The sequence below is a fragment of the Thermus aquaticus genome (assembly GCF_001280255.1).
Lineage (GTDB): Bacteria > Deinococcota > Deinococci > Deinococcales > Thermaceae > Thermus > Thermus aquaticus.
Window position 1 is genome coordinate 1,737,954 of the sequence record NZ_LHCI01000106.1, and the last position, 24,056, is coordinate 1,762,009.

Sequence of the window (24,056 nt, forward strand, 5' to 3'; positions counted from 1 at the left end):
GTGCCCCACCGCGGCTTTTGCCGCGGTGGGACCCTTAGCCCCTCACCCTCCGCAAGGGAAGACCCTCGGCCCTGGCCCAGGCCTCCCAGGCCTCGGCGGTCTCCTCCAGGAAGCGGGCGCGAAGCTTCCGGTAGGCGGGGTTCTCCTCCCGGGCCGGGCTGAAGGCCGCATGGAGGAGCTCGGAAAGGCCCACCTTCTCGCAGAAGCGGGCCCAGAGGTGGGCCTCGAGGGCCGCCAGGGCCACCTCCCCCTCCTTAGCGGGGTAGACCCCGTAGCAGAGGACGGAGCCGTCCAGGAAGGGAATGGGCGGGTAGGCCATGGCCTTCACCGCCTCGGAGAGGGCCACCTCGTAAACCCCCCCACCCAGGAGGAGGCCCTTCAGGGCCGTGAGGGCCAGGGCGTAGGCTCCCGCCAGATCGGCGAACTGGAAGGCTTTCCAGGGAAAGCGGCCAAGGAGCCCCGCCTCCGCCAGGTAGGTGAGGTCGTGGCCGGGGTCGGGGGTGTCGGGGTAGCCCCGGAGGCGCACGTAGACCAGGCGGGGGTTCTCGGCCAGAAGCACCTCCGGCCCCAGGCCCAGCCGCTCCATGACCCCGGGACGGTTGGACTCCAAGAGGAGGGCGCTCTCCCGCGCCAAGGCGAGAAGGCGCCCCCGCCCCTCCTCGGCCTTCAGGTCCAGGCTCAGGACCTCCTTGCCCTCGTTTAGGAAGGCGTAGGCCTCGGGGGCCAGGGCCTTCAGGGGGTCCCCTCCGGGGGGCTCCACCTTGAGCACGGGGAAACCCAGCCCCAAAAGGAGCTTCCCCGCCAAGGGACCGGGAAGGAGGCGGGTCAGGTCCAGGACCCTACCCGGGGGCCATGCGGAGGGCGCCATCCAGCCTTACCACCTCTCCGTTCAGCATGGGGTTTTCCAGGATGTGGAGGACCAGGGCGGCGTACTCCTCGGGGCGGCCCAGACGCCTGGGAAAGGGCACCTGCTCCGCCAGGGAAGCCTTGGCCCTCTCGGGCAGGCCCTGGAGGAGGGGAGTGTCAAAGAGGCCTGGGGCAATGGTCACCACCCGGATGCCCCACTCGGCGAGCTCCCGGGCCGCGGGCAGGGTGAGGGCCACCACGCCCCCCTTGCTGGCGGCGTAGGCCGCCTGGCCGATCTGCCCCTCGTAGGCGGCCACGCTGGCGGTGTTGACGATGACCCCTCTCTGGCCCTCCCCGTCCGGGGGGTTCTCCCGCATGGCCCAGGCGGCGAGGCGCAGGACGTTGAAGGTGCCCACCAGGTTGACCTCCACGACCTTCCGGAAGCTCTCCAGGTCGTGGGGGCCCTCCCGGCCCAGGATTTTCCTGGCCAAGCCCACCCCGGCGGCGTTCACCACGGCAAAGAGGGGGCCTTGGGCCATGGCCTCGGCCACCGCCCGCTCCACGTCCCCTTCCCGGACCACGTCCCCTTCCACATAAGGGAGGTCCTCCTCCCCCCGCTTGAGGTCCAGGACCACCACCTTGTACCCCCTGGCCTTCAGGGCCAAAGCCGCCGCCCGCCCCAGGCCCGAGGCCCCGCCCGTCACCAAAGCGCTCCTTTCCATAGACTCCTCCTAGATCCTCTGGATGACCGTGGCCGTGGCCTGGCCGTGGCCGATGCACATGACCTGGAGGCCAAACTCCCCGTCCGTCCGCTCCAGCTCGTGGAGGAGCTTGGTCATGAGGATGGCCCCCGTGGCCCCCAACGGGTGGCCGTGGGCGATGGCCCCGCCGTTGGGGTTAAGCCTTTCCGGGTCTGGGCCAAGCTCCCTTAAGAAGGCCAGGACCACGCTGGCGAAGGCCTCGTTGACCTCCACCACGTCTATGTCCCGGATGGAAAGCCTTGCCCTCTCCAGGGCCCTCTTGGCCGCGGGGATCACCTCCAGGAGCTGCAGGGTGGGGTCCCCCGCAACCACCACCCGGGCCAGGAAGCGGGCCCGGGGCTTGAGGCCCAGGGCCTGGGCCTTCTCCCTATCCCCGAGTAGGAGGGCCGCGGCCCCATCGGAGACCTGGCTGGAGTTGCCCGCGGTCACCACCCCGTTTTCCCGGAAGACAGGCTTGAGGGAGAGCATCTTCTCGTAGTCCACGTCGGGGCGTACCCCCTCGTCCCGCACGAGGAGGAAGGGCCTCTCCTCAGGGTCCAGGCCCTCTACCGGGACCATCTGCTTCAGGAACCGCCCTTCCCACTCGGCCCGGGCCGCCCGCTTATGGGAGAGGTAACCCCACTCGTCCAGCTCCTCCCGGCAGAACCCGTACCGCTCGGCGATGCGCTCGGCGCTCTCCCCCTGGTGAACGAGCTCATACCGCCCGAAGAGAGCAGGGTTAAGGGTGGAAAACCCCTCGCCGATGTCGGAGAACATGGGCACCCGGGTCATGCTCTCCACCCCCCCGGCGATGGCGAAGTCCAGGTCACCGGCGGCGATGGCCTGGGCGGCGAAGTGAACCGCCTGCTGGCTGGAGCCGCACATCCGGTTCAGGGTGACGGCGGGGACCTCCCTCGGAAGCCGGGAAAGGAGGACGGCGAGCCGCCCCACATTGGCCCCCTGCTCCCCCACCTGGGTCACGCACCCCGTGACCACGTCCCCGATGAGGGCGGGGTCTATTCCCGTGCGCTCCAAAAGGGCATCCAGCACCCTGGCGTAAAGGGCATCGGGCCGCCAGGCCCTTAAGGCCCCGTTCCGTTTACCTATGGGGGTGCGCACCGCCTCGAGGATCACCGGCTCGCCCATCTTTCCCTCCTAAGGAGCTCTCTAAGCACAATCACCCGCTGGATCTCCGAGGTGCCCTCGTAGATCTGGAGCACCTTGGCGTCCCGGTAGAGCTTGGCCATGGGGTAGTCCTCGGAGTAGCCGTTGCCCCCAAAGACCTGGAGGGCCTCGGACACCCCCCGCACCGCAGCGTCGGCGGCGAAGGCCTTGGCCATGGCCGCCTCCATGGAGTTGGCCTCTCCCCTCTCCGCCAGGTCAGCGGCCCGGTGGGTGAGGAGGCGGGCGGCCTCGAGGTCCATGGCCATCTCCGCCAGCTTAAACCCCACCCCCTGGTGCTCCCAAAGGGCCTTGCCGAAAGCCTCCCGCACCCTGGCGTAGGCCAGAGCCTCGTCCAGGGCCCGGCGCAGGAGGCCCACGGCCATGGCAGCCACCATGGGCCGGGAGCGGTCAAAGACCCGCATGGCCAGACGGAAGCCCTCCCGGGCGATCATGGCCTCCTCGGGCACCAAGACCCCCTCCAGGGCCACCTCGGCTGCGGGGGAGGCCTTCTGCCCCATCTTGGGCAGGGGCAGGCCCACCTCCATCCCCTCCTTCCGCTCCACCAAGAAGGCGGCGATGCCCTCCCGCCCCTCGGCCACCTTGGCAAAGACCACAAAAAAGCTGGCCTCAGGGGCGTGGCTGATCCAGGTCTTGCGCCCAAAAAGCCGGAAGCCCCCCGGAGCCTTCTCCGCCCGGGTGCGGATGGCGGCCACGTCCGAGCCCGCATGGGGCTCGGTCAGGGCGTAGGAGGCCACCTCTTCCTTCAGGCGGGGCAAGAAGGCCTGGGCGTACCGGCTTTCGGAGAGGAGGAGGGCGTCGGCCACCAGGTTGTTGAGGAGGAGGGCCGCCGCCACCCCAGGGCAGGCATAGGCCAGCTCCTCCGCCACCACGGCCAAGGCCTTGGGCCCAAGCCCCGCGCCGCCATAGACCTCCGGCACCACCAGAACCGGCAGACCCAGGGCCGCCCCTTCCCAGAATAGCTCCCAGGGAAAGCAGGCCTCCCGGTCCAGTCTGGCCGCCTCAGGAAGGACCTTCTCCCGGGCGAAGCGCCGGGCCAGGTCCTGCACCGCGCCAAGGGCTTCCACGGGAACCTCCGCCCCAAGCCTACCTTCTCTGCGCCCAGCCAGGCAAGGGCCTTTAGGGGGTACCGACTCCTCCTGCATTTTAGCCAGGAACTCCAGGGGTGCCCGCCCTCCCAAGGCCATGTGGGGCCTGCGGCGGTTGTAGTACGCCAGATAAGCGTCCAGCTCGGCCTGGAGCTCGGGAAGCCGTGAAGGTAAAGGGACCTCCTTCCGGAGTCGGTCCCCCTCTTTTTATCCCGGCCTAGAGTCTCCCATGCGTTCGTCCGGGTTCAGGGCCGGGAGATCGGTCGCTGAAGGTTAAAAGGCCTTCCCCTCTCGCTACCGAAGGGGAAAGCTTTGCGTCCCCATCGTGGCGGGCCCGGAGGGATTCGAACCCCCGACCTACCGCTTAGAAGGAGTCAAAAGCCTGTCCAGGTGTTTCCCGCTACTTCCAGGATAGGCCTTCCTTATGGGCTTTTTGGCCCTCAGGGGATGGTGTACCGGGGGGTGGAGTTAGGCCGATAAGCTAACGGTAAGCTAACACTGAGCCGCAACGATTCCATTCTCTTGAGGGGCACCCCCAAGGAGGCCTCCTTGCCCTCGAGGCCCCTCTCCCCTTCGCCCATCTCCTATTGCGCAACACGATGCGGGCTCTATAATGCCCTTGTGCGGGGGCCGTTAGCTCAGCTGGTGAGAGCGCCGGCCTTATAAGCCGGTGGTCGCGGGTTCAAGTCCCGCACGGCCTACCACGCTTGAGTCTTCCCGGCTCAGGTTGCTGACCTAAAGCGTGAACGAGGCGTGTGGCGTAAGATACCGGGGAGGGTCCGGGTATGGAGGAGTTGAGGGAAGCCCAAAACCCCAACCCAGAGAAGGTAGAGGTACCCGTTCACCCGGACACCCTGCGATGGGCCCTCGAGTGGAGCCGCCTGGGGGTGGAAGAGGCCGCCCGAAAGGTGGGGGTGAGGGAGGAGAAGCTTCGCGCCTGGCTTGAGGGCCAGGCCAAGCCCACCTACGCCCAGGCCCGCAAGTTGGCCAAGGCCCTCCACTTGGGGCTTCCCAAGCTCCTCCTCCCGCCCCCGAAAGAAGGCCCCCAGCTCCCCGTGAAGGACTTGCGCCGCGGGCCCTCCTTTGGCGAGAGGCCAAGCCCAGAACTCCTCGAGGCCACCTACGATGCCCTGAGGAAGCAGGATTGGTGGCGGGAGAGGCGAAGGGAACCCCTCCCCTTCGTGGGAAGCGGAAAGGCCAAGGCTCCCCATGAGGTGGCGGAGGAACTGAGGGAGCTTTTGGACCTTGAGGCCCTGTGGAAGGCCCCCCGGGTAGAGGACTTCCTCCGGGGGCTGGTAAGCAAGGTGGAGGAGCTGGGAGTCCTGGTGCTCAGGCAGGGGCACGTGGGGACTAACACCCGGCGGGTGTATGACCCCGGGGAGTTCTCTGGCTTCGCCCTGGTAGACCATGTGGCCCCTGTGGTCTTCGTGAACGCCCGGGACTACTCCAGGAGGCAGGTCTTCACCCTGGCCCACGAGCTGGCCCACGTGTGGCGGGGGGAGGGTGGGCTGGACGGGGCCCTCGAGGAGGAGCCCCAGGCGGAAGTGGAGGCCTGGGCGGACGAGGTGGCCGCGGCCTTTCTCATGCCCGAGGAAGCCTTCCGGGAGGCCTGGCCCCAAGACCGCCCCCCTTTAGAGGCCGCCAGGGAAGCCTCTGAGCGCTTCAAGGTAAGCAAACTGGCCGCCCTCAGGCGGGCCTTAGGCCTGGGGCTCATCCCCAAGGGGAGCTTCCTGGAAGCCCTCGAGGCCCTGAAAGGGGGAGAACCCCCTCCCCCCCGTGGAGGGGGCGGGGACTTTTGGCGTGCTCTGGAGGTGCAGAACAGCCCCGCCTTCACGCGGGAGCTGAGAAAGGCGGCCCAAGAGGGGGAAGTGGATGCCAAGGAGGTAGCCTACCTCCTGAACGTGAGCCTGAGGACGGCTTGGGAGTTCCTCACCAGGGGGCAGAGTGAACCGGTATCTCCTTGACGCGAACGCTATCATAACGCCCTTTCACGAAGGACCGCTTCGCGCCCTGGCTTCCGCCTTGCGCCTTAGCCAAGAAGAAGCCAAGGTAGTCCTCGAGGACTGGCTAGAGGATGGGGTGTGCTCAGGCAGGTTCCTCATTGCTGACATGGTGCAAGAGGAGGTTCTTGGCGAGAAGGGGAAGGCAAAGCCAGGTTATGAAGCCCTCTGGAAGCTCAAGAACCGGTACAAACCCATCTCCCCCACCGGAAGGGAACTTGCCCTCTCGGCCGAAGTCCAGGCCTTTGTAGAGAAGCACTTCCAGCCTCACGATGCGCAAAGCTTCGCCCGAGGAGCTGACCCCCTCCTTGTGGCCATAGCCAAAGCTCGGGGGCTCACCATCATCACACAGGAAAGGCACACGATACCCGAGGTTGACGGGAGAACCGAGCGCGTGAAGGGAAAGCCTACCCTACCCTACGTGGCCTTCGCCTTCGGAGTGCGGTGCCTGTCCCTCATGAGCGCCCTGGTGGAAGAGCCCCCAAAGCTCTTGCCAAAGCTCTTGCTTCTCTAAACCGCCTCGAGGCCCGGTCAAGGCCGGGGGGGAGGCCTCCCCCTGCAAGTTTGTGCCTTTCCTTCACGATGTAGGAGGCCCTTCTCACCGTAGCCCCACCGCCGCCGCGGCCTGACCCTCGAGGCCCAGGAGGCCTCCCGGGGCCCCTCCCCCCGGGCCCCGGGCCAGGGCCTCTTGGGGTAGCCCCCCAAGTCCTTTTAGAAAGAAGGGGGAAGCGAATAGCCGCAATAGCCGCAATAGCCGCGAAGCCCGTCTGGGAGGGCATTTCTGCCTGCGGCTATTGTGCGGCTATTGCGGGGAAGAGGGGGCGAATAGCCGCAAGTGGGCATGCCGTCCTGGAGAGCGTTTGCGGCGTTTGCGGCGTTCGCGGCTATTGCCCCGCCGCTTTTTCTAAAAGCCAGGGGCCAGGCCAGCCTCGGGGGGTAGGCTTCCCCTACCCCAACTCGGGCCGGCCTCGAGGGCCGTGGTATCCTCATCCCTAGGAAGCCGCCCTAAGGGAAGGAGGCCCCGATGGAGGAAGAGTTCAAGTTGCCCAGCCCGTTGGAGAGGGCCAGAAGCCGTTGGGAAACGCTGAAGGAGATACTGGCCAACCCGGAGGACTTTGACGTTGACTACGTCCTGGCCGAAGTGCTGGAGTTTCCCATCCTCCGTGAGCAACTGCAGAGGGCCTACCCCGAGAACCCCGAGGAGGTGCGGGCCATCGTTCGGGAGATTTGTGAGCGGAAAGAGGAGCTGAAGCGGGTGCTGGACCTCGAGGTCAGGGAGGCCCTTCTGCCCGGGGGGTGCGAGGGAGAGGGTTAGGGCTCCTCTTCATAGGCCAGGAGGTCCTGAACGCCGTAGGGCTTGCCCGTGAGCTTCCGTAGGCCCCAGATTACCCAGGCGAGGGCCTCGAGGTCAGGGCGTTGCTTCTCACCTCGGGCGAGAGAGTAGACGGTGTTGCGCCCTACCTTCCCTGCCAAAGCCTGGGCCAGGGCGTAAGCGCTGACCCTCTCTTCATCCAGGATGGCCCTGAGCTTTATTTGGATACGCGGCTTCCCCACGCCCATAGCTTACCAAAACTCGTGGGCTACACCTATTGACATAGTGCCTATACTTAGGTACTATAAGGGTACCTAGGGGGCGACCCGCCAAGACCGACCCCCTAGGGCCTACCGAAAGGAGTGGTAAGCATGACCAAGCCTATCAGCCCCAAAACCCACAGGCAAGAGGCCCCCAAGCTTCCCCTGACCCCCCGGAGGAAGGCCCTCCTGGCCCGGGTGCACGCCCTGGCCAAGGAGCTTGGCCTCGAGGGGGACGGCTACCGCCTGGTCCTCCGGGCCCTGACCGGGAAGCCCTCCTGCGCCCTCATGGACGAGGAGGAGCTTTACGAGGCCGCCCTGGGCCTCGAGGCCCTTCGCCAAGAGCGGGAGGACAACAGCGCCCAGGCCCTCCGGCGGGAGTTCGGCTGGGCCTAAAGGGAGAGGGCGGGGTGAGCCCCGCCCTCTCCCCTCCTCAGGGGGAAGCGTGCTCAGGGCGTGGCTTTGGACGGCCCTCATGACGGCCCTTTGGCTTCGGGAGGCGGGGGACTGGCCCACGGCCCTCTTCGCGGGGAGCGTGGGCCTCTCCTCCGCCCTCATCGCTTGGCTTGCGGTCAAGGAGAAGGAGGTGCGGCGTGGGGAAGGTTGAGGAGAGGAAGCAAGAGGCCCTTTGGCACTTCATTGAGGCCCGCCTCGAGGAGGTCCTGGAGAAGACCGGCCTCCCCCTGGAGGCCCTTCCCGCCCTGGAGGCGGGGTATTTGGCGGCCCTCGAGGACTTCGCCCCAGGCATCCTGGGGGTTTTCGCGAAGGAGGTGGCGGGAGTTTAGGCAACCTTGGACACCCCGGGGGCCCCTGCCCTAGCCTCTAGACAAGGACCAAGCTCAGCGCTAAAATAAGGCTAGAGTGCCAAAAGTGCCCCCGGGGAAAGCCCGGGGGCAAAAGCTTTTAGGGACCCATGCGGCTCAGCCGGGCTCCACCCGAGTCAACCGGGGCCGCCCCCCCAGGGAGGCGCTTGACACCCCCCCACCCCCTAAGGTACCTTAGGGCTAAGGTTGGGTAAGTGCCCCCTGGGGAAACCCAGGGGGCAAAAGCTTTTTAGCCCGCATGCGGCTCAGCCGGGCTCCTCCAAAACCAAAACGCCCCCTTCCCCTTTTCGGGGACGGCATACAGCGGCTTAGGCAAACAAAAGAGGCTACTCAAAGACGGGAGGCAAAGCATGAACGAGGAGAAGGAGCTCAAGCCCTTCTACAGGGTGGAGGAGTTCAAGGACCTCATGGGATTCAGCTACAACCAGGCCCTGGCCGTGGCCCGGGTCTTCGGCTTCCGCTTCGGCAAGAACTACCTCATCCCTCGGCCCGTGGTGGCCCGCTTCCTGGCCGGCGAGGTGTCCCGGGAGGAGGGGGAGCGGATCGCCCACGAGCTGAGCGTCATCAACGCGGAAAGCGAGAAGAAGGCCTCGAGGGGCAGGAGGTAGCCGTGCGCGGGGGGTGCTGGGACGCGGGCCAGGCGGTGGAGGAAATCGCCGTCCTCCTTCGGGCCTGGAGGGCGGGGGAGCTGAGCCCGGAAGAGGCCCTCGAGGAAGTGGAGGAGGCCCTTTACCGCAACAACTTCGGGCCCCTCTTGGAGGAAAGCCGTGAAGCCGATTGAGAAGCTGGAAGCGCTGGAGAAGAGGGAAGCCAGGCCCTCCCGTCAAGGGGAGTGGGGCCTGGCGGAAATAGAAAAGGCCGCCCAATACATGGCCAAAAGCGGCCTCTTCGGGGTCAAGGACCCCGTGCAGGCCGTGGCCCTCATGCTCCTGGCCCAGGCGGAGGGGACGCACCCCGCCCGGGCGGTGCAGGAGTACCACATCATTGGCGGGAGGCCCGCCCTGAGGGCGGATGCCATGCTGGCCCGCTTCCTGGCCGCCGGAGGGCGGGGGGAGTGGCACGCCCTCACGGACGAGCGGGCTGAGGCCACCTTCTCCCACCCCCAGGGGGGCACAGTGCGCCTCGCCTGGACCCTCGAGGACGCTAAACGGGCGGGCCTCCTGGACAAGCGGGACAGCGGCTGGCACAAGTACCCCCGGGCCATGCTTCGGGCCCGGCTCATCTCCGAGGGGGTGAGGACCGTCTTCCCCGGCGTGGCCACGGGGGTCTACACCCCGGAGGAGGTCATGGACCTTCCTGAGCCCGCCCAGGTGGTCTCCCCCGCTAGCCCCCCGTCCCCCTCGAGGCCCGCCCCTCTCCCCTCTCCCGCCCCCATCACCCCTGAGCAGGTGGGGGCCCTGGCCCAGGCCTTCTCTGCCCTGGGCCTCAAGGGGGAGCCCGCCCGGGAGCTGGCCCAGAGGCGGGTGGAGCGGGAGCTGGCCTCCATAAAGGACCTCACCCGGGAAGAGGCGGAAGACCTCCTGGCCTACCTGGAGGAGCTGGCCAAGGGCCTGGAGCCCTTCCCCCGGGCGCGCCGGGGAGAGCTCATTGGGGCCTGGCTCGAGGAGAACCCCAAGGGAGCCCCAGGGGTTCAGGACCTCCTGAGCCTCTTTGGCCAGCTCCAAGAAGAACCTGAGGAGGAAGCGGTATGAGAAAAGCGCTTGACGGGGTGTGGGAGCACCCCGCCGCCCGAGTGGAGGACACCCCAAGTCTACCACAAGTGGAAGTCCTCCTGGGCCGCCTCGAGGGGGTGCGCCGCGCGGGGGCAGGCTCCTGGATGGCCCGGTGCCCCGCCCATCCTGACCGGAATCCGTCCCTTTCCATCGCCCTCCGGGATGGCCGCGTGCTCCTCCATTGCTTCGCCGGGTGCCCCCCTGAGGCCGTCCTCCAGGCCGTAGGGCTCACCTGGAAGGACCTCCGGGAGCCTGACCCCTGGGCCTGGAGGCCTCCCTTCCCCTCGAGGCCCAGGCCCCCCGAACCCGAAGCCCCTTCCCCCGAGGACCGGGAGAGGTGGGAGGCGTTGTGGGAGAAGGCGAAGCCGGGCCACCCTCTTCTCAGGCGCTACCTGAGGGCCCGGGGCCTCTCCCTGGAGCCTCCCCCTGCCCTCAGGCTGGCCTTCCTCAGGGGGGAGCCCGTCATGGTGGCCCGGGTGGAAGGGGTAAAGGGGCTCCTGGGCCTGCACCTGACCACCCTGGAGCCCGATGGCCGGGGGAGGAGGGAGAAGCGCCTGGTCAAGGGGAGCAGGCCCAAAGGCGGGGCCATCCGCCTCTTCCCCCTCGAGGCGGGCAAGCCCCTGGCCCTAGCTGAGGGCATAGAAACCGCGTTGGCGGTGCGGGAGGCCACGGGGTGGCCGGTGTGGGCCACCGTCGCCGCCGGGTTTATGCCCGGGGTGGCCCTGCCCCCGGAGGCCCATGAGGTGGTGGTGTGCCCTGACCACGACAAGGCGGGCCTCGAGGCCGCCAAGGCCCTGGCCCGGAGGCTCCTCCGGGAGGGCCGGAAGGTGCGCCTGGCCGTGCCCCCCGTGGAGGGGGAGGACTGGCTTGATGCCCTCAAGCGCCTCGGGCCTGAGGAAGTGGGCCGCTTCCTCCAAGGGGCCCCCGAGGTGGAGGCCTCCGAGGAAGGGGGCCTCGAGGAGGCGCAAAGAAGCCCCCAACCCTTGCCCCCGCGCCTGGCGTGGGCCCTGGCCCGCCGGGCCCGCATGAGGGGGGTGGCCCATGAGTGAGCACCTGGAAGCCATTCTGCAGGAACTGACCCCCGAAACCTGGAGGGATAAGCGCAACCCCCTCTTCGCGGCCATCGTGGAGGAGGGGCTTGACCATGTGGAGGCTGATAGGGTCCTGAGGGAGGCCGCCAAGCGCGTGGGGGCCACCCTGCAGGCGGTGCGGCAGGCCTGGCAGGACTTCTTGGGGCCCGCCCCCAAGGAGGACAACGCCGCCGCCGTGGCCGTGCGGCTGGCCCTGGAGCGGGGGGAGTTTTGGCACGCTCAGGACCGGGAACCCTGGGCCAGCGTCCCCGAGGGAGAGGGCATCGTGGCCCACTACCCCCTGCGGAGCCCTGCCTTCCGCGCCTGGCTTGCGGGCCTCTACTACCGCGCCACGGAGAAGCCCCTCTACGCCCAGGCCCTTCAGGACGCGCGGGCCGTCCTCGAGGCCAAGGCCCTCTACGAGGGGCCCCAGCACGCCGTCCATCCCCGGGTGGCCGAACACGAGGGCCGGGTCTACCTGGACCTGGGCCGGGAGGACTGGAAGGCCGTGGAGGTGGGGCCTGAGGGGTGGCGCGTGGTGGAGAGCCGGGCGTGCCCGGTGCGCTTCCGCCGTAGCCGCTACACCCGCCCGCTTCCCCTTCCTGAGCCCACCGGGCCCGAAGCCCTCGAGGAGCTGGCCGCCCTCCTGCCCCTCAGGGAACGCCGGGACTGGGCCCTGGTCCTGGGGTGGCTTGTCGGGGCCCTCAACCCCCGCGGGCCCTACCCCATCCTGGTCCTGACCGGGGAAAAGGGGAGCGGGAAGACCACCGCCGCCCTGGTCCTGAAGAGCCTCCTGGACCCCCAGGAAGGGGGGCTGAGGGCTGAGCCCAAGGACGAGGAGGCCCTGATGGTGGGGGCGAGGGGGGCGTGGATCCTGGCCTTTGACAACCTCAGCGCCGTGTCCTTGCGGCTAAGCGATGCCCTGTGCCGGCTGAGCACCGGAGGCGGCCTGGGAAAGCGGGAGCTTTACACCGATGGCGAGGAGTTTGTGATGGAGGCCAAGCGCCCGGTGGTCCTGACCGGGATTGCGTTCGGGGCCCTCAGGGACGACCTGGCCGACCGCGCCGCCCTGGTGGCCCTCTCCCGCCTAAGCGATGAGGAGAGGCGGCCCGAGAGGGAGCTTTGGGAGCTCTTCGCCCGCCTTCACCCCCGGGCCCTGGGGGCCCTCCTCACCGCGGCCTCAACCGCCCTAAGGAGGTGGGAGGAGGCCCGGGCTGGCCTCTCTTCCCTCCCCCGCCTGGCCGATTGGGCGGTGTGGGCTGAGGCCGCCGCCCCCGCCCTGGGCCTCGAGGCCGGGGAGGTGGTGGCGGCCTTCTACGAGGTGCAGGCCGCTATGGAGCAGGACACCCTCGAGGCTGACCCCGTGGCCCAGGCCATCCTCCTCCTCACCCGGGACTGGCCCGAGGGGCACCGGAGGGAGTACCCCACGGCTGAGCTTCTGGCCAACTTGGAGCAGGTCATGGGCCTCGAGGAGGCCAAGCGCAAGCCCGAGGGGTGGCCTCGGACCCCCCAGGGCCTGGGCAAGCACCTCCCCCGCCTCCAAGCCGCCCTTCGCGGGGCAGGCATCGTCATTAGGGGTGAGCGCGACCGGAGGACCAAGAGGCACCGGTGGCTTTTAGAAAGAGTGGGGGGCACAATAGCCGCAAACGCCGCAAACGCCGCAAAGCCCCTCCAGGACGGCACTCCCGATTGCGGCTATTGTCCCCCCTCCCCGCCTCCAATAGCCGCAATAGCCGCGCAAACGCCGCAGGAGGAAACGCCGTCTGGAACGGCATCCGCGGCTATTGCGGCTAATGCGGCTATTGACTCCCCCCTTCCTTCTAAAACGGAGGAGACCCCCCTCGAGGCCCAGGACCCGTACCCGCCGCCCCCCCACTCCCGTGTCCTGGACGGCGTGGAGGAGGTGAACGTGAAGGGGGTGGAGCTGTGAACCCGTGGCGGAAGCTCATCCTGGTAGCCCGCCCCCTGGCCGAAAAGATTCGGGCCATGCGCCCGCCAAAGATTCGGGTGGTGGCCGATGGCCGGGTCCTCTACTGGGCCCTGGCCGTGCCCACTGAAGAGGACCTCGAGGCCCACGCCGCCTGGCCGGGGCAGAACGCCCCAAGCCTGGAGGGGTGGCTTGTGGAGCGGCTAACCTTCCTGGAGGAGGGCTGGCGGGATGCGCGGGAAGTGAAGCTTCTAGGGGTGTGGGCCGGGAACCCGCCCCGCCTCGAGCCCATCGCGCGAGCCTGGATTGAGCCCAAGGAGGTAGAGCGTGCCTAAGACCTTGGCGCAAGTGCTGGAGGCCATAGCGGAAGCGGATGGAGAAGTGGTCCTGGAGGGCACCAAGGCCTTCCTGCTCCTTCCCCCGGGGATGGAGGGCCTGGTGGAGGAGGCCCGGGAGCACGGGAGGGCCCTGGCCCTCCTGGCCCTCGAGGCCCCCCACCGCCGCCTCACGCCCCTCGCCCTCATGGCCCTGGCCCAGGCCCTGGAGGAGGGGGACTTGGAGGGAGGCCTCCACGCCCTGAGGAGGGCCGCCCAGGCCTGAAGGAGGTGAAGGGTGAAGGGAAAGGCCCCCAAGCGCAAGGGAAGCCGGGTGGAGCGGGAGGTCCTGGCCCTCCTGAAGGAGGCGGGCCTCGAGGCCCGAAAAGTCCCCCTCTCGGGGAGCGCCCCGGGCTACCCCGGGGACCTGGAGGTGGAGCTTCCGGGCCTCGGGAAGGTGGTGGTGGAGGTGAAGGCCAGGAAGCGGCTGGCCCTGGAGGCCTGGCTAGAGGGGCGGGGGCTTCTGGTCCTCAAGCCGGACCGGAAGCCTCCCCTGGCCGTCCTTCCCCTCGAGGCCCTCCTCAAGGTGGCGGCGAGGGGGAAGGCGGGAAAGGAGGAAGCGTGAAGACTCTTTTGGAAAGCCACAAGTACGCCCTGGACGGGCCTGAGCTCTTCTTGAGGAACTGGCCCAAGGGAATCTCCTTGGACCTGAGGCTTCTCACCTGGCTGGGCGTGGTGGCGGTGGAGCACCTGGGAGAGGGGGCCTTCGCCCTCCGCCTCGAGGGCCGCCACCGGGCCGGGCAGGCGGTCTTCTTCCTGGTCCTCCACCTCCTGGGGCAGGGGGTGGAGCTGGAGGTGGGGGAAGAGGCGAAGGGGGAGCTTTGGGCCTTCCTCACCTTGCCCCCGGAGGCTCTAAAGCGGGTACTGGCACCACGGCCAGGCCTTCCCTCTTAGCGGCGAGGAGCTTGAGAAGACCGCTGGTCTCCAAGAGGAGGTTCAACGCCTTTGCGCCTCCAAGTACGCCTCGCTAGGCTTCCCGGGCGTGGGGCTTACGGGTTCGGGAAGGGGCGGCTTGCCCCTCTTCCGGGGAGGGGTGAGGACGAAGGCGGGGGCCTCCTTGGGTTTGGACGGGGCTGGCCTAGGCATAGCCCCAGGTTAGCACGTGGAGGAAAGATGCCCAGAATGCGGGAGAAGTACGGAAGCCGGAAGGCCCTGGTGCGGCGGCTTTGGAGCGCCATCCGCAAGACCGCCAAGCTCCTGGAGCACGAGGACCCTCAGGTGGCCCTCCGGGCGGCCCACGCCTTGGCCACCCTCACCCCCGCCTACCGGGCCGCCTACCAGGAGATGGAGGAGGAGGACCCCGCCATGAGGCGGGGGCGGGAGGAGGCCCAGAGAAAGAGCAAGGAGCTGGTGGCGTTGGAGGGGCAGGCCATAGCCTGGGTGGTCTCAAACACGCTGTTCGGCCTGGAGCGGCCCATCCCGGAAGACCCCAGGGTGCGGGCCATGCTGGTGCAGTGGGGCCACCTCACCCCCGAGGAGGCCTTCCCCGAGGGGGAGGCCAAGCCCCTACCCGCCCTGGAAGGAGGGGAGGATGGTCCTTGACCTCTCCTCCTCGCCCCCCGTGCGCCTCCACCACGGGGAGGCCCTCGAGGTCCTGGCCTCCCTCAAGACCGGGGCCGTGGAGGCCGTCCTCACTGACCCCCCCTACGGCACCGGCCATTGGCGGCGGCCCGAAAGCGGGCAAGGGGCTGACCCTCGGGCGGTCTACGGGCGGGAGCCCTGGGACTCCTGGAGCCTGGCCTGGCTTCCCGAGGCCTTGAGGGTGGCCCGGGGGCCGGTCCTCTTCTTCCTCCCCCAGGACCGCCTGGAGGAGGCCCTGGCCTTCGCCCGGGAGCGGGGCCTCCCCTTCCGCCTCCTCATCTGGGGCAAGCCTGACCCCAGGCCCCGCCCCCAGGGGCCCGCCTACGCCTTTGAGCCGGTCCTGGCCCTAAGGGGCCTCCCGGGCCGGGGGAAGGACCTCTTCCTGGCCACAAGCCCCAGGCCGGGGCGGGACGGGGAGGCCACGGGCCACCCCCACCAGAAGCCGGTGAGCGTCATGGCCTGGCTAGTGGAGCTGGCCTCGAGGCCCGGGGACACCCTCCTGGACCCCTTCATGGGCTCAGGGAGCACGGGCGTAGCGGCGGTGGGCCTGGGCCGGGGCTTCCTGGGGGTGGAGCGGGAGGCCTCCTGGCTCCAGGTGGCCGAAAGGAGGCTTAGGAGCGCCCTCCTTCAGGCCCCCCTTCTGGAGGCCCCCCGGGAGGGGTGAGGCCAGGCCCGAAGGGGAGGGCCTCGAGGGGCCAAGCCCCCTCCCCGCCCCCCTCCCCTCGAGGCCCAGGACCCGGCGGAAGGCGGCAAAAAGCGGCAAAAGGCGGCAAAAGGCGGTCCTGGAGGCGGCAAAAGGCGGCGGAAGGCGAAAGAAAGCGGTCCGCTTTGGGGCCCCTACCCCAAATGAACCGCTATCGTGTGGCGTGATAGAATCCCCGTATGAGGGGAAGGCACCTGGCCCTGGTGAGGCCGCCCCTGAAGCGGCGGCTCAAGGCCCTGGGCGTGGAGGCCCTGGAGCCCGGGGAGGAGACCCGGACCGTGCGAATACGCGGGCCCCGGCACCTCTTCCGGGTCCTCGAGGGCCTGTCCCCCAAGGAGCGGGGGCAGGCCCTTCTCAGGGGCCTCAAGGTGGAGCACTATTGGTGGGAGCCCGCGGAAGAAGAGGAGGTGGAGGAGGAAGCGTGAGGTGGCTTTGGCGGCTTCTCAGGCTCATAGGGGACGTGAAGGCCCTCTCCCGGGGGCGGCTTCCCAAGCGCCTGGCCTGGAGGTGGGCCAAGAGGACCCTGAGGCGGGCGGGAAGGCGAAGGGGGTGGTGGTGATGGCCCGGCGGGCCACTCGAGGCACGGGCACGGTCTTCTTCAGCAAGGAGCGGCGGAGGTGGATGGCCCAACTGACGGTGGGGCATGACCCGAAGACGGGCCGCCCCAAGAAGCTCACCCGGTCTTTCCCCACCAAGCGGGAGGCGGAAGCCTGGCGGCAAGAGATGGCCCTCAAGCACTTCCGGGGCCTCCTCGCCCCTCCCGAGGCCATCACCGTCCGGGACTTCGCCCAAAGCTGGCTTGAGCGGAAGGCCCGGGAGGTGAGACCCAGGACCCTCTTCCTCTACCGGAAGGAGCTGGCCTACGCCCTGCCCTCCCTCGAGGACCCCCAGGCCAAGGACCCCTTGGGGCGGGCCCGGCTCCAAGCGGTGAACCCCAGGGACATCCGGGCCGTCATTGACGGGCTCCTGAACCGCGGGCTTTCCCTGAGGACCGTGAAGAAGGTGCGGGAGAAGCTTAACGCCATCTTTGAGGAGGCCTTGGCCCTCGAGCTGGTGGCCCGGAACCCCGTGGCCCCGGTCAAGGTTCGGGGCGGGTTGGAGCAGGAGAGGGAGAAGCCCGGAAGGACCCTGGAGACCTGGGAGATAGAGGCCCTTTTGGCCGCCCTGGATGCCCACCCGGACCCCCGCACGGCCCTCGTCCTCAGGCTCTGCCTCTCCTGCGGCCTCAGGAAGGGGGAGGCCCTGGGCCTCCAGTGGGAGGACATAGACCTGGAGAAGGGGCTCCTCTACGTGCGGCGAACCTGGTCTTTTGACGGGGCCCGCACCGCCATCTCTGACCCCAAGACCGCGAGCGGCAAGCGGGCGGTACCCATCCCCAGCAAGACCCTGGCCCGCCTCGAGGGCTACCGGGAGTGGTGGCGGGAGCGGCTTGGAAGCTACCCACCCCCCTCCTTTTGGGTATTCCCCGGGGTCAACGGCCAAGAACCCCTCGGCTACAACACCCCAAACCGGGCGCTAACCCGCATCCTGAAGCGCCTAGGCCTGCCCCCTGCCCGAGTGCACGACTTGAGGCACACCTACGGCTCCATGCTCCTGGCCCGAGGGGCCCCCGTGGAGCTGGTGTCTGAGCGCATGGGGCACACCAGCCCCAGCATCACCTTCAACAACTACCGGCACATGTTTTCCGAGGAGCGCCAAACCCACATCTTTGACCCCGAGGACTTCGTGGCCGCAAGCGGCGGGGGTAAGAGGCCCGAGGTTTACGTCTTTGACCCGGAGGACTACCTGGGGCCTCGAGGGCAGGCCTGAGCCGTAAGCTAACGGTAAGCTAACAGGCCCGCCCCCCGGCCACGCTACCGGGGGGCGAAGTTTTGCGTCTCCATCGTGGCGGGCCCGGAGGGATTCGAACCCCCGACCTACCGCTTAGAAGGCGGCTGCTCTGTCCACTGAGCTACGGGCCCAAGCGAAGGGCCGGGGCTGAGCCCCGGCCTGGTGGAGCGGGAGACGGGACTCGAACCCGCGACCCTCGGCTTGGAAGGCCGATGCTCTACCAACTGAGCTACTCCCGCGTGGTCGGGGCGGCCCGATTTGAACGGGCGACCCCCTGCTCCCAAAGCAGGTGCGCTACCGGCCTGCGCTACGCCCCGGGCCGTGGCCACCCACAGGCCACGATAGCACCTCATCCAAAGGGGGTCAAGGCGTGGTATCATGACCCCATGCGCTTAGGACCGCTGGAAATCCTCCTCATCCTCCTGGTCATCCTGCTCCTCTTCGGCGCCAAGAGGCTCCCCGAGCTGGCCCGGGGCATCGGCCAGTCGGCTCGGGAGTTTAAGAAGGGCCTGCAGGAGGGGGAGGAGAAGAAGTAAGAGCCTAAGGCTTAGGGACTTCCTGAACGATCCCTCCAGGGGCATACAGGCGATAGCCCCCGGGTACCGCCACATGGGCCTTCGCCATAGCCCACCTTGGGGCCAAGGGGAAGCCCCGGGGGCACAAACCCCAGGGCCTAAAGCCGCTTAAGCACCTCCTCCGCTTCCTTGTAGCCCGGCTTCAGCTTGAGGGCCTCCTGGCACTGGTAGCGGGCCCCCTCCTTGTCCCCCAGCTTCTCGTTGGCCAGGCAGAGGAGGTAGCGGTACTCGGGCTTCTTGGGCTCGAGGCGCGCCGCCACCGTGAGGCGGTTCTTGGCCTTGGCGGCGTCCCCCAAGGCCAGATAGACCTGGCCCAGGTAGTAGTAGGCGGCGGGGAAGCGCAAAGGCGCCAAGGCCACGGCGTTCTCCAGGGCCACGCCCGCCTCCTTGGGGCGCCCGAGGGAGAGGTAGGCCTGGCCCAGGGTGTACCAGCCCTCGGCGTCCAGGGGCTTCAGCTTGTGCCCCTCCTCCAGAACCTGCGCCGCCGCCTCGGGCCTACCCTTCAGGAGAAGGGCGGAGGCGTAACGCACCCTCAGGTCCAGGTTCTTGGGGGCCAGGGCCACGGCCTTGGCGTACTGGTCCAAAGCCTCGTCCAGCTTGCCCGAGGCCAGGTAGACCTCCGCCAGGGCCGAGCGCACCTCTGGGGTGTCCTCGAGGGCCAGGGCCCGCTTAAAGGCTTCCTCGGCCTTGTCCATCTGCCCCAGGAAGGCGTAAACCAGGCCCCGCTGGGCAAAGATGGGGGCGTACCGAGGATTGATCCTTTCCGCATCCCGCAACACGGAAAGGGCCTGCTCCAGGTAGGCCTTCCCCTTCTCCTTGTCCTCCGAGGCCCGGTAGAGGGCCACGTAGGCCTCGGAGAGGACCATGTACCCCCCGATGTACCGGGGGTTCCGGGCCACCAGGCCCTTGGCGTTCTCCAAGGCGGGGTTCAAAAGGCCCATCTTCAGCTGGGCCCGGGCCAGCCAGTAGAGGGCATCGGGGTTCCCTGGGTTCTCCTTCACCGCCCGCTCAAAGAGGCTCAGGGCCGCCTCGTAGCGCCCCAGGGCGTAGAGCTGGACCCCGGTCTTCAGGGGGTCCTGCTGTACCTGCCGCACCTGCGCCGCCGCAGGGGGCGGGGTCTGGGCCAAGGTGGGCACTGCCAGCAAGCCTAAGGTCAGAAGCATCCAGCGCATATCCTTCCTCCTACAGCACGAACCGCGTCACGTCCGGCGAGGCGAAGACCGCCTCCAACCGCTTCTCCACGTAGGCCCGGGTAATCTCCACCCGGCCCAGCTCGGTCTGGAAGCTGACCTCTTCCAGAACCCGCTCCAGCACCGTGGCCAGCCGCCTGGCCCCGATGTCCTCCAGCTCCTGGTTGGCCCGGTGGGCCGCCTGGGCGATGGCCCAAAGGGCTTCATCCTCAAAGACGAGCTCGGTGCCGTCGGCCCGCAAGAGCTCCGTGTACTGGCGGATCAGGGAGTTCTCCGGCTCCTTCAGGATGCGGTAGAACTCCTCGGGGCCTAAGGGGGAGAGCTCCACCCGGATGGGGAAGCGCCCCTGGAGCTCGGGGATCAGGTCCGAGGGCTTGGCCACGTGGAAGGCCCCGGCGGCGATGAAGAGGACGTGTTCCGTGGAGACAGGGCCGATCCGGGTGGAGACCACCGTGCCCTCCACGATGGGCAACAGGTCCCGCTGCACCCCCTCCCCCGAGACGTCCGGGCCCACGGTGCCCTCCCGGCGGGCCACCTTGTCGATCTCGTCAATGAAGACGATGCCCTCCTCCTGGGCCCGGCGCCTGGCCTCCTCCTTAAGCTCCTCCTTGTCAATGAGCCGCTCGGCGTGCTGGTTCTTGAGGACCTCCCTGGCCTCCCGCACCGTCATGCGCCGGCGCACGGGGCGCTTGGGCAGGAGGCCCTTCAGCATGTCCCCCATGCCGCCGAAGGCCTCGCCCCCCAGGACCCCCATGAAGGGCAGGCCCACCTCCTCCTCCACCTGGACCTCCACGTAAAGCCCGTCCAGGCGGCCTGAGCGCACGTCGGCGATGGAGGCGCGAAGCAGGGTGGCTAGCTCCTCCTCGGCGAAGGCCAGGGCCTTCTCCTCCACCTTCTTCTTCATCTCCTCCAGCACCAGCTGGTAGCTGGCCTCGGCCAGGTCGCGGACGATGGCGTCCACGTCCCGGCCCACGTAGCCCACCTCGGTGAACTTGGTGGCCTCCACCTTGACGAAGGGGGCCCCCGCCAGCCGGGCCAGGCGGCGGGCGATCTCCGTCTTGCCCACCCCCGTGGGGCCGATCATGAGGATGTTTTTGGGGGTGATCTCCCGGGCCACCTCAGGGGGGAGCTTCTTGCGGCGGTAGCGGTTCCTGAGGGCCACGGCCACCGCCTTCTTGGCGGCCTCCTGGCCCACGATGTGCTTGGAAAGCTCCTTGACGATCTCGGCGGGCGTCAGGTTCATGCTTCTCCCAGGGTGAGGACAGTGACCTGGCCGGAGGTGTAGAGGTCCACCTCGGCGGCGATCTTGAGGGCCTCCTCGGCGATCTCCTTGGCGCTTAGGGCCGAGTGGCGGAAAAGGGCCTTGGCCGCCGCCAGGGCGTAGGGTCCCCCGCTCCCCACCGCCAAAAGGGGCTCCTCGGGGGCGATGACCTCGCCGCTTCCCGAGAGGAGGACCATGTTTTCCCGGTCGGCGGCCACGATCATGGCCTCTAGGTGGCGGAGCACCCGGTCGGTGCGCCAGAGCTTGGCGGTCTCCACCGCCCCCTTGAGGAGGTGGCCCTTGGCCTCCTTGAGCTTCTCCTCAAAGCGCTCCAAAAGGGCCAGGGCATCGGCCACGCCCCCGGCGAAGCCCACCAGGACCCCTTCGCCCACCTCGAGGCGCCGCACCTTCACCGCCCCCCGTTTCAGGACCGTCTGGCCCAAGGTGACCTGCCCGTCCCCGGCCAGGGCGGTGACCCCCCCTTTGCGCACGGCCAGGATGGTGGTGCCGTGGATCTCCACAAGGGCACCATATCTCAAAGCCATGAGAAAGACGTTAGCCATGGCCTCAGGGCCACAATCCCTCCTTGGCCTTTCCCCTAGACTGGTAAGGGTGAAGGCCAGGACTCTAGGCGAGCTCAAGCGAACCTACCCCATGGAAAAGCTTCGGCGCTCGGTGAAGGACGAGGCCCGGGAAAACCTTTTGGAAAAGCTCAGGCGAAAAGAGCCCCTTTTCCCCGGCATTCACGGCTACGAGGACACGGTGATCCCCGCCCTGGTCCAGGCCATCCTGGCCAAGCAGAACTTCATCCTCCTGGGCACCCGGGGCCAGGCCAAAAGCCGTATCCTCCGTAGCCTCACGGGCCTCCTGGACGAGGAGATTCCCGCCCTGGCCACGGAGCTTCGGGACAACCCCCTAAACCCCATCTCCCCCGAGGGCAAGAGGCTTTTGGAGGAGGCCGGGGACGAGGCCCCCATCGTTTGGGTGAGGCGGGAGGAGCGGTACGTGGAGAAGCTGGCCACCCCCGACACCACCGTGGCCGACCTCCTAGGCGACATGGACCCCATCAAGGCCGCCCGCCGGGGCGCGGGCCTGGCCGACCTGGAAAGCATCCACTTCGGCCTCCTTCCCCGGGCCAACCGGGGCATCTTCGCCGTGAACGAGCTCGCCGACCTGGCCCCCAAGGTCCAGGTGGCCCTCTTTAACATCCTCGAGGAGGGCGACGTCCAGATCCGGGGCTACCCCATCCGCCTCCCCCTGGACGTGTGGCTGGTCTTCACCGCCAACCCCCAGGACTACACCGCCCGGGGCCGGATCGTCACCCCCCTCAAGGACCGCATCGGCAGCGAGATCCGCACCCACTACCCCCGCTCCTTGGAGGAAGGGGCCAGGATCAGCGCCCAGGAGGCCTTCCTCCCCGAGGGGGTGGAGGTGCCGGAGTGGATCCGGCTCGCCGTGGAGGCCGTGGCCTTCGCCGCCCGGGAGGACCGCCGGGTGGACCAGACGGCGGGGGTTTCCCAGCGCCTGGCCATAAGCCTCCTGGAGCTGGTGGCGGCGAGCGCCGAGAGGCGGGCCCTCCTCCTGGGGGGAAGGCCCGTGGCGAGGCCCCTGGACCTCTACATGGGCCTTCCCGCCATCACCGGCAAGCTGGAGCTGGAGTACGAGGGGGAGCTCCAGGGGGCGGAGAAGGTGGCCAAGGACCTCATCCAGCGGGCCTTCGGCATGGTCCTCCCCCGCTATCGCCTGAGGACCGAGCCCATCGTGGCCCACTTTGAGGCCGGCAACCTCCTCACCCTGCCCGAGGACCCCAAGGCGGCCCTGGAGGCCATGGGGGAGGTGCCGGGGCTTTTGGAGGCGGCCGGGGAGCTGGCGGGAACGGGCCCTGAGCGGCTGGTCTCCGCCGGGGAGTTCGTCCTCGAGGGCCTGGTGGGCCGAAGGAAGCTCTCCCGGGGGGAGACCAGCTACCAGGCGGCGGAAAGGACGAGGGGGTATGGCAACTAGCCTGGACCTGGACAAGGAGGCGGTGCTGGAGGCCCTGAGGCCCTACCTCCAGGGCACCGGGACGCGGCTTTACCTCTTTGGCTCCTGGGCCCGGGGGGAAGGGAGGCGGGCCTCGGATCTGGACCTGGCCCTCCTCTCGGAAAAGCCCCTCGAGGACCTCATGCCCCTCCTCAGGGAGGCTTTGGAGGAGGCCAGGGTGGTGCGGCGGGTGGACCTGGTGGACCTGGCCGAGGCCGAGCCCGCCTTCCGGGAGCGGGTGCTCAGGGAAGGGGTGCTATGGGCCGAGTTCTAGAGCGCATCCAAACTACACCCGCCTCATGGAGTCCGTCCTTGGGAGGTTAAGGTGAAGGCCGTCCGCTACACCCGCTACGAGGGGGGCCTCGAGGACCTCTCCCCCGAGGAGGTCTTAGCGCTGCTGGAAGACTTCCTCCTGGACTCGGGGTTTTCCGACCCCTTCCAGCGCTACGACCCCGACCCCAACCGCGCCTCCACCCTGGAGGACCTCTACGATGCCCTCCTTCAGGCCCTCCTCCAGAACGAGCTGGTCCCCGAGGACTGGCTCCGCGAGGCCCGCTTCGCCAACCGCAAAGAGGAAACCCGCCTCTACCAGGCCATCCAGAACCTGATCCGCAAGCTGGAGGAGGCGGGCTACGTGCGCTTCCCGGGCCAGGACCCCACGGACCCCGCCCAGGGCGGCTACCGGGGCGAGGCGGGGGAGGCCCGGCTGGAGCTCACGGAAAAGGCCTCGGACTTCCTGGGGCTGAAAAGCCTCCGGGAGCTCCTGGGGGCCCTGGGCCGCAACCCCCCAGGCCTCCACCCCACCCCCCACCACGCCCCCGGGGTGGAGAAGACCGGCGAGACCAAGGCCTGGGACTGGGGGGACCCCCTGGAGCTCAACGTCCCCGAGACCCTGAAGAAGGCGGCGGCCAAGGGCCTGGAGAACCTGGACCAGGGCGACCTCATCATAGACCTGGCCGAGTACACCGCCAGCATGAGCACCGTGGTCCTCCTGGACTGCTCCCACTCCATGATCCTCTACGGCGAGGACCGCTTCACCCCTGCCAAGAAGGTGGCCCTGGCCCTGGCCCACCTCATCCGCACCCAGTTTCCCGGGGACCAGGTGCGCTTCGTCCTCTTCCACGACAAAGCGGAGGAGATCCCCCTATCCCGCCTCCCCCTGGCCCAGGTAGGCCCCTACCACACCAACACCAAGGCCGGGCTGGAGCTGGCCCGGACCCTCCTCAAGAAGATGGGCGGGGAGATGAAGCAGATCATCCTCATCACCGACGGCAAGCCCTCGGCCATCACCCTGCCCAGCGGGGAGATCTACAAAAACGCCTGGGGCCTGGACCCCCTGATCCTGGCGGAGACCCTCAAGGAGGCCACCCTGGCCAGGCGGGAGGGGATCCCCATCCACACCTTCATGCTGGCCCGAGAGCCGGAGCTTCTGGCCTTCGTCAAGAAGCTTTCCCAGATCACCCGGGGCAAGGCCTACCTGACCCACCCGGGCAACATCGGCCGCTACCTGCTCCTGGACTTCCTCAACAAGAAGGTGCGTAGGAACTGATGGGCCTTCTCCC

At 68.5% G+C, this 24,056-nt stretch carries 32 protein-coding genes, 4 tRNA genes and 1 pseudogene; 25 read left to right on the top strand and 12 right to left on the bottom strand.

Features of this window, described 5'->3' with window-relative positions:
- Positions 1-34 precede the first annotated feature (34 nt).
- From BVI061214_RS10190 to BVI061214_RS14215, 5 genes and pseudogenes are all read right to left on the bottom strand, one after another.
- Positions 35-868, bottom strand: a complete 834-nt coding sequence (locus BVI061214_RS10190; protein WP_053768294.1) for a CoA transferase — start codon at positions 866-868, stop codon at positions 35-37.
- Positions 840-1,568 (bottom strand): SDR family NAD(P)-dependent oxidoreductase, encoded by a 729-nt coding sequence (locus tag BVI061214_RS13485; protein ID WP_053768295.1) that lies wholly within the window; start codon positions 1,566-1,568, stop codon positions 840-842. The genes BVI061214_RS10190 and BVI061214_RS13485 overlap by 29 nt, the downstream gene beginning before the upstream one ends.
- A 9-nt stretch (positions 1,569-1,577) precedes the next feature.
- Complete coding sequence (locus BVI061214_RS13490) at positions 1,578-2,732, bottom strand: thiolase family protein (RefSeq protein ID WP_053768296.1); 1,155 nt, start codon at positions 2,730-2,732, stop codon at positions 1,578-1,580.
- Positions 2,717-3,817 carry an acyl-CoA dehydrogenase family protein gene (locus tag BVI061214_RS10205; RefSeq protein ID WP_053768647.1) on the bottom strand — a complete coding sequence of 367 codons (1,101 nt, stop codon included), beginning with the start codon at positions 3,815-3,817 and terminating at the stop codon, positions 2,717-2,719. The genes BVI061214_RS13490 and BVI061214_RS10205 overlap by 16 nt, the downstream gene beginning before the upstream one ends.
- 126 nt (positions 3,818-3,943) lie before the next feature.
- Positions 3,944-4,012 (bottom strand): annotated as a pseudogene (locus BVI061214_RS14215) (integrase core domain-containing protein); the annotation flags it as partial.
- A gap of 471 nt (positions 4,013-4,483) precedes the next feature.
- On the opposite strand from BVI061214_RS14215, the gene BVI061214_RS10210 reads away from it, so the two are divergent.
- The 4 genes from BVI061214_RS10210 to BVI061214_RS10225 all read left to right on the top strand — a co-directional run bounded on the left by BVI061214_RS10210 (position 4,484) and on the right by BVI061214_RS10225 (position 7,171).
- Positions 4,484-4,560, top strand: a tRNA-Ile gene (locus BVI061214_RS10210).
- A gap of 81 nt (positions 4,561-4,641) precedes the next feature.
- A complete protein-coding gene (locus BVI061214_RS10215; RefSeq protein ID WP_053768297.1) occupies positions 4,642-5,820 on the top strand; it encodes an XRE family transcriptional regulator in 1,179 nt (392 codons plus the stop codon).
- The gene (locus BVI061214_RS10220) at positions 5,801-6,370 is read left to right on the top strand and encodes a DUF4411 family protein (protein WP_082333146.1); all 570 of its coding nucleotides are present in this window, start codon (positions 5,801-5,803) and stop codon (positions 6,368-6,370) included. The genes BVI061214_RS10215 and BVI061214_RS10220 overlap by 20 nt, the downstream gene beginning before the upstream one ends.
- A gap of 510 nt (positions 6,371-6,880) precedes the next feature.
- The gene (locus BVI061214_RS10225) at positions 6,881-7,171 is read left to right on the top strand and encodes a hypothetical protein (protein ID WP_053768299.1); all 291 of its coding nucleotides are present in this window, start codon (positions 6,881-6,883) and stop codon (positions 7,169-7,171) included.
- Here BVI061214_RS10225 and BVI061214_RS10230 read toward each other — a convergent pair.
- Positions 7,168-7,410, bottom strand: coding sequence for a hypothetical protein (locus tag BVI061214_RS10230; protein ID WP_053768648.1), 243 nt, complete (start codon positions 7,408-7,410; stop codon positions 7,168-7,170). The two genes, BVI061214_RS10225 and BVI061214_RS10230, sit on opposite strands and share 4 nt — an antisense overlap.
- A gap of 129 nt (positions 7,411-7,539) precedes the next feature.
- Between BVI061214_RS10230 and BVI061214_RS10235 the strand changes: the two genes are divergently transcribed.
- The 17 genes from BVI061214_RS10235 to BVI061214_RS10300 all read left to right on the top strand — a co-directional run bounded on the left by BVI061214_RS10235 (position 7,540) and on the right by BVI061214_RS10300 (position 17,428).
- The gene (locus BVI061214_RS10235; RefSeq protein WP_053768300.1) at positions 7,540-7,824 is read left to right on the top strand and encodes an HIT family protein; all 285 of its coding nucleotides are present in this window, start codon (positions 7,540-7,542) and stop codon (positions 7,822-7,824) included.
- A 49-nt stretch (positions 7,825-7,873) separates the two neighbouring features.
- Positions 7,874-8,035: a hypothetical protein gene (locus BVI061214_RS13500; RefSeq protein ID WP_155982917.1), complete on the top strand. Its 162-nt coding sequence runs from the start codon at positions 7,874-7,876 to the stop codon at positions 8,033-8,035.
- Positions 8,022-8,213, top strand: a complete 192-nt coding sequence (locus tag BVI061214_RS10240) for a hypothetical protein (RefSeq protein WP_053768301.1) — start codon at positions 8,022-8,024, stop codon at positions 8,211-8,213. The genes BVI061214_RS13500 and BVI061214_RS10240 overlap by 14 nt, the downstream gene beginning before the upstream one ends.
- Positions 8,214-8,602: 389 nt before the next feature.
- A complete protein-coding gene (locus tag BVI061214_RS10245) occupies positions 8,603-8,860 on the top strand; it encodes a hypothetical protein (protein ID WP_053768302.1) in 258 nt (85 codons plus the stop codon).
- A gap of 2 nt (positions 8,861-8,862) precedes the next feature.
- Positions 8,863-9,033 carry a hypothetical protein gene (locus BVI061214_RS13000; RefSeq protein ID WP_156303256.1) on the top strand — a complete coding sequence of 57 codons (171 nt, stop codon included), beginning with the start codon at positions 8,863-8,865 and terminating at the stop codon, positions 9,031-9,033.
- Positions 9,020-9,943, top strand: coding sequence for a hypothetical protein (locus BVI061214_RS10250; RefSeq protein WP_053768303.1), 924 nt, complete (start codon positions 9,020-9,022; stop codon positions 9,941-9,943). Before BVI061214_RS13000 ends, BVI061214_RS10250 begins: the two co-directional genes overlap by 14 nt.
- Positions 9,940-11,013, top strand: coding sequence for a toprim domain-containing protein (locus BVI061214_RS10255; protein ID WP_082333147.1), 1,074 nt, complete (start codon positions 9,940-9,942; stop codon positions 11,011-11,013). Before BVI061214_RS10250 ends, BVI061214_RS10255 begins: the two co-directional genes overlap by 4 nt.
- Complete coding sequence (locus tag BVI061214_RS10260) at positions 11,006-12,964, top strand: DNA primase (RefSeq protein WP_082333148.1); 1,959 nt, start codon at positions 11,006-11,008, stop codon at positions 12,962-12,964. The genes BVI061214_RS10255 and BVI061214_RS10260 overlap by 8 nt, the downstream gene beginning before the upstream one ends.
- Positions 12,961-13,296 (top strand): hypothetical protein, encoded by a 336-nt coding sequence (locus BVI061214_RS10265; RefSeq protein WP_053768304.1) that lies wholly within the window; start codon positions 12,961-12,963, stop codon positions 13,294-13,296. The genes BVI061214_RS10260 and BVI061214_RS10265 overlap by 4 nt, the downstream gene beginning before the upstream one ends.
- Positions 13,289-13,561, top strand: a complete 273-nt coding sequence (locus tag BVI061214_RS10270; RefSeq protein WP_053768305.1) for a hypothetical protein — start codon at positions 13,289-13,291, stop codon at positions 13,559-13,561. Before BVI061214_RS10265 ends, BVI061214_RS10270 begins: the two co-directional genes overlap by 8 nt.
- A 12-nt stretch (positions 13,562-13,573) precedes the next feature.
- Complete coding sequence (locus tag BVI061214_RS10275) at positions 13,574-13,900, top strand: PDDEXK family nuclease (protein ID WP_053768306.1); 327 nt, start codon at positions 13,574-13,576, stop codon at positions 13,898-13,900.
- Positions 13,897-14,229, top strand: coding sequence for a hypothetical protein (locus BVI061214_RS10280; protein WP_053768307.1), 333 nt, complete (start codon positions 13,897-13,899; stop codon positions 14,227-14,229). Before BVI061214_RS10275 ends, BVI061214_RS10280 begins: the two co-directional genes overlap by 4 nt.
- Before the next feature lie 219 nt (positions 14,230-14,448).
- Entirely contained in the window at positions 14,449-14,877 is a 429-nt protein-coding gene (locus BVI061214_RS13005) for a DNA repair protein RecN (protein WP_053768308.1), read from the top strand.
- On the top strand, positions 14,867-15,580 hold the full coding sequence (locus tag BVI061214_RS10290; RefSeq protein ID WP_053768309.1) for a DNA-methyltransferase: 714 nt from the start codon (positions 14,867-14,869) through the stop codon (positions 15,578-15,580). The genes BVI061214_RS13005 and BVI061214_RS10290 overlap by 11 nt, the downstream gene beginning before the upstream one ends.
- Positions 15,581-15,798: 218 nt before the next feature.
- Positions 15,799-16,044 (top strand): hypothetical protein, encoded by a 246-nt coding sequence (locus tag BVI061214_RS10295; protein WP_053768310.1) that lies wholly within the window; start codon positions 15,799-15,801, stop codon positions 16,042-16,044.
- Entirely contained in the window at positions 16,041-16,178 is a 138-nt protein-coding gene (locus tag BVI061214_RS13010) for a hypothetical protein (protein ID WP_003044736.1), read from the top strand. The genes BVI061214_RS10295 and BVI061214_RS13010 overlap by 4 nt, the downstream gene beginning before the upstream one ends.
- On the top strand, positions 16,178-17,428 hold the full coding sequence (locus BVI061214_RS10300; protein WP_053768649.1) for a site-specific integrase: 1,251 nt from the start codon (positions 16,178-16,180) through the stop codon (positions 17,426-17,428). Before BVI061214_RS13010 ends, BVI061214_RS10300 begins: the two co-directional genes overlap by 1 nt.
- 76 nt (positions 17,429-17,504) lie before the next feature.
- Here BVI061214_RS10300 and BVI061214_RS10305 read toward each other — a convergent pair.
- From BVI061214_RS10305 to BVI061214_RS10315, 3 genes are all read right to left on the bottom strand, one after another.
- Positions 17,505-17,580, bottom strand: a tRNA-Arg gene (locus tag BVI061214_RS10305).
- Positions 17,581-17,612: 32 nt separating this feature from the next.
- Positions 17,613-17,688, bottom strand: a tRNA-Gly gene (locus tag BVI061214_RS10310).
- Position 17,689: 1 nt separating this feature from the next.
- Positions 17,690-17,766 (bottom strand) — tRNA-Pro (locus BVI061214_RS10315).
- Positions 17,767-17,835: 69 nt separating this feature from the next.
- Here BVI061214_RS10315 and tatA point away from each other — a divergent pair.
- Positions 17,836-17,985, top strand: a complete 150-nt coding sequence (gene tatA, locus BVI061214_RS10320) for a twin-arginine translocase TatA/TatE family subunit (RefSeq protein ID WP_053768311.1) — start codon at positions 17,836-17,838, stop codon at positions 17,983-17,985.
- 137 nt (positions 17,986-18,122) lie between these two features.
- Here the strand turns inward: tatA and BVI061214_RS10325 are convergent, their stop codons facing one another.
- The 3 genes from BVI061214_RS10325 to hslV are packed head-to-tail and all read right to left on the bottom strand — an operon-like array spanning position 18,123 to position 21,038.
- Entirely contained in the window at positions 18,123-19,196 is a 1,074-nt protein-coding gene (locus BVI061214_RS10325; protein WP_053768312.1) for a tetratricopeptide repeat protein, read from the bottom strand.
- Between the two features lie 10 nt (positions 19,197-19,206).
- Positions 19,207-20,457, bottom strand: a complete 1,251-nt coding sequence (locus BVI061214_RS10330) for an ATP-dependent protease ATPase subunit HslU (protein ID WP_053768313.1) — start codon at positions 20,455-20,457, stop codon at positions 19,207-19,209.
- Positions 20,454-21,038: an ATP-dependent protease subunit HslV gene (gene hslV, locus BVI061214_RS10335; RefSeq protein WP_248841759.1), complete on the bottom strand. Its 585-nt coding sequence runs from the start codon at positions 21,036-21,038 to the stop codon at positions 20,454-20,456. The genes BVI061214_RS10330 and hslV overlap by 4 nt, the downstream gene beginning before the upstream one ends.
- A 49-nt stretch (positions 21,039-21,087) precedes the next feature.
- On the opposite strand from hslV, the gene BVI061214_RS10340 reads away from it, so the two are divergent.
- The 3 genes from BVI061214_RS10340 to BVI061214_RS10350 are packed head-to-tail and all read left to right on the top strand — an operon-like array spanning position 21,088 to position 24,043.
- Positions 21,088-22,476, top strand: a complete 1,389-nt coding sequence (locus BVI061214_RS10340; protein ID WP_053768314.1) for a sigma 54-interacting transcriptional regulator — start codon at positions 21,088-21,090, stop codon at positions 22,474-22,476.
- Positions 22,466-22,768 (top strand): type VII toxin-antitoxin system MntA family adenylyltransferase antitoxin, encoded by a 303-nt coding sequence (gene mntA, locus BVI061214_RS10345; RefSeq protein WP_053768315.1) that lies wholly within the window; start codon positions 22,466-22,468, stop codon positions 22,766-22,768. Before BVI061214_RS10340 ends, mntA begins: the two co-directional genes overlap by 11 nt.
- Positions 22,769-22,819: 51 nt before the next feature.
- On the top strand, positions 22,820-24,043 hold the full coding sequence (locus BVI061214_RS10350; RefSeq protein WP_053768316.1) for a vWA domain-containing protein: 1,224 nt from the start codon (positions 22,820-22,822) through the stop codon (positions 24,041-24,043).
- Positions 24,044-24,056 lie beyond the last annotated feature (13 nt).

Bases quoted from the DNA above. Each gene is read 5' to 3' on its own strand.
- BVI061214_RS10295 (WP_053768310.1), top strand. From the start codon at position 15,799: ATGAGGGGAAGGCACCTGGCCCTGGTGAGGCCGCCCCTGAAGCGGCGG.
- hslV (WP_248841759.1), bottom strand. From the start codon at position 21,038: ATGGCTAACGTCTTTCTCATGGCTTTGAGATATGGTGCCCTTGTGGAG.
- BVI061214_RS13490 (WP_053768296.1), bottom strand. From the start codon at position 2,732: ATGGGCGAGCCGGTGATCCTCGAGGCGGTGCGCACCCCCATAGGTAAA.
- BVI061214_RS13485 (WP_053768295.1), bottom strand. From the start codon at position 1,568: ATGGAAAGGAGCGCTTTGGTGACGGGCGGGGCCTCGGGCCTGGGGCGG.
- BVI061214_RS10215 (WP_053768297.1), top strand. From the start codon at position 4,642: ATGGAGGAGTTGAGGGAAGCCCAAAACCCCAACCCAGAGAAGGTAGAG.
- BVI061214_RS10225 (WP_053768299.1), top strand. From the start codon at position 6,881: ATGGAGGAAGAGTTCAAGTTGCCCAGCCCGTTGGAGAGGGCCAGAAGC.
- BVI061214_RS10325 (WP_053768312.1), bottom strand. From the start codon at position 19,196: ATGCGCTGGATGCTTCTGACCTTAGGCTTGCTGGCAGTGCCCACCTTG.
- BVI061214_RS10245 (WP_053768302.1), top strand. From the start codon at position 8,603: ATGAACGAGGAGAAGGAGCTCAAGCCCTTCTACAGGGTGGAGGAGTTC.
- BVI061214_RS10300 (WP_053768649.1), top strand. From the start codon at position 16,178: ATGGCCCGGCGGGCCACTCGAGGCACGGGCACGGTCTTCTTCAGCAAG.
- BVI061214_RS10235 (WP_053768300.1), top strand. From the start codon at position 7,540: ATGACCAAGCCTATCAGCCCCAAAACCCACAGGCAAGAGGCCCCCAAG.
- BVI061214_RS10330 (WP_053768313.1), bottom strand. From the start codon at position 20,457: ATGAACCTGACGCCCGCCGAGATCGTCAAGGAGCTTTCCAAGCACATC.
- BVI061214_RS10290 (WP_053768309.1), top strand. From the start codon at position 14,867: ATGGTCCTTGACCTCTCCTCCTCGCCCCCCGTGCGCCTCCACCACGGG.
- BVI061214_RS13005 (WP_053768308.1), top strand. From the start codon at position 14,449: ATGCCCAGAATGCGGGAGAAGTACGGAAGCCGGAAGGCCCTGGTGCGG.
- mntA (WP_053768315.1), top strand. From the start codon at position 22,466: ATGGCAACTAGCCTGGACCTGGACAAGGAGGCGGTGCTGGAGGCCCTG.
- tatA (WP_053768311.1), top strand. From the start codon at position 17,836: ATGCGCTTAGGACCGCTGGAAATCCTCCTCATCCTCCTGGTCATCCTG.
- BVI061214_RS10255 (WP_082333147.1), top strand. From the start codon at position 9,940: ATGAGAAAAGCGCTTGACGGGGTGTGGGAGCACCCCGCCGCCCGAGTG.
- BVI061214_RS10260 (WP_082333148.1), top strand. From the start codon at position 11,006: ATGAGTGAGCACCTGGAAGCCATTCTGCAGGAACTGACCCCCGAAACC.
- BVI061214_RS10190 (WP_053768294.1), bottom strand. From the start codon at position 868: ATGGCGCCCTCCGCATGGCCCCCGGGTAGGGTCCTGGACCTGACCCGC.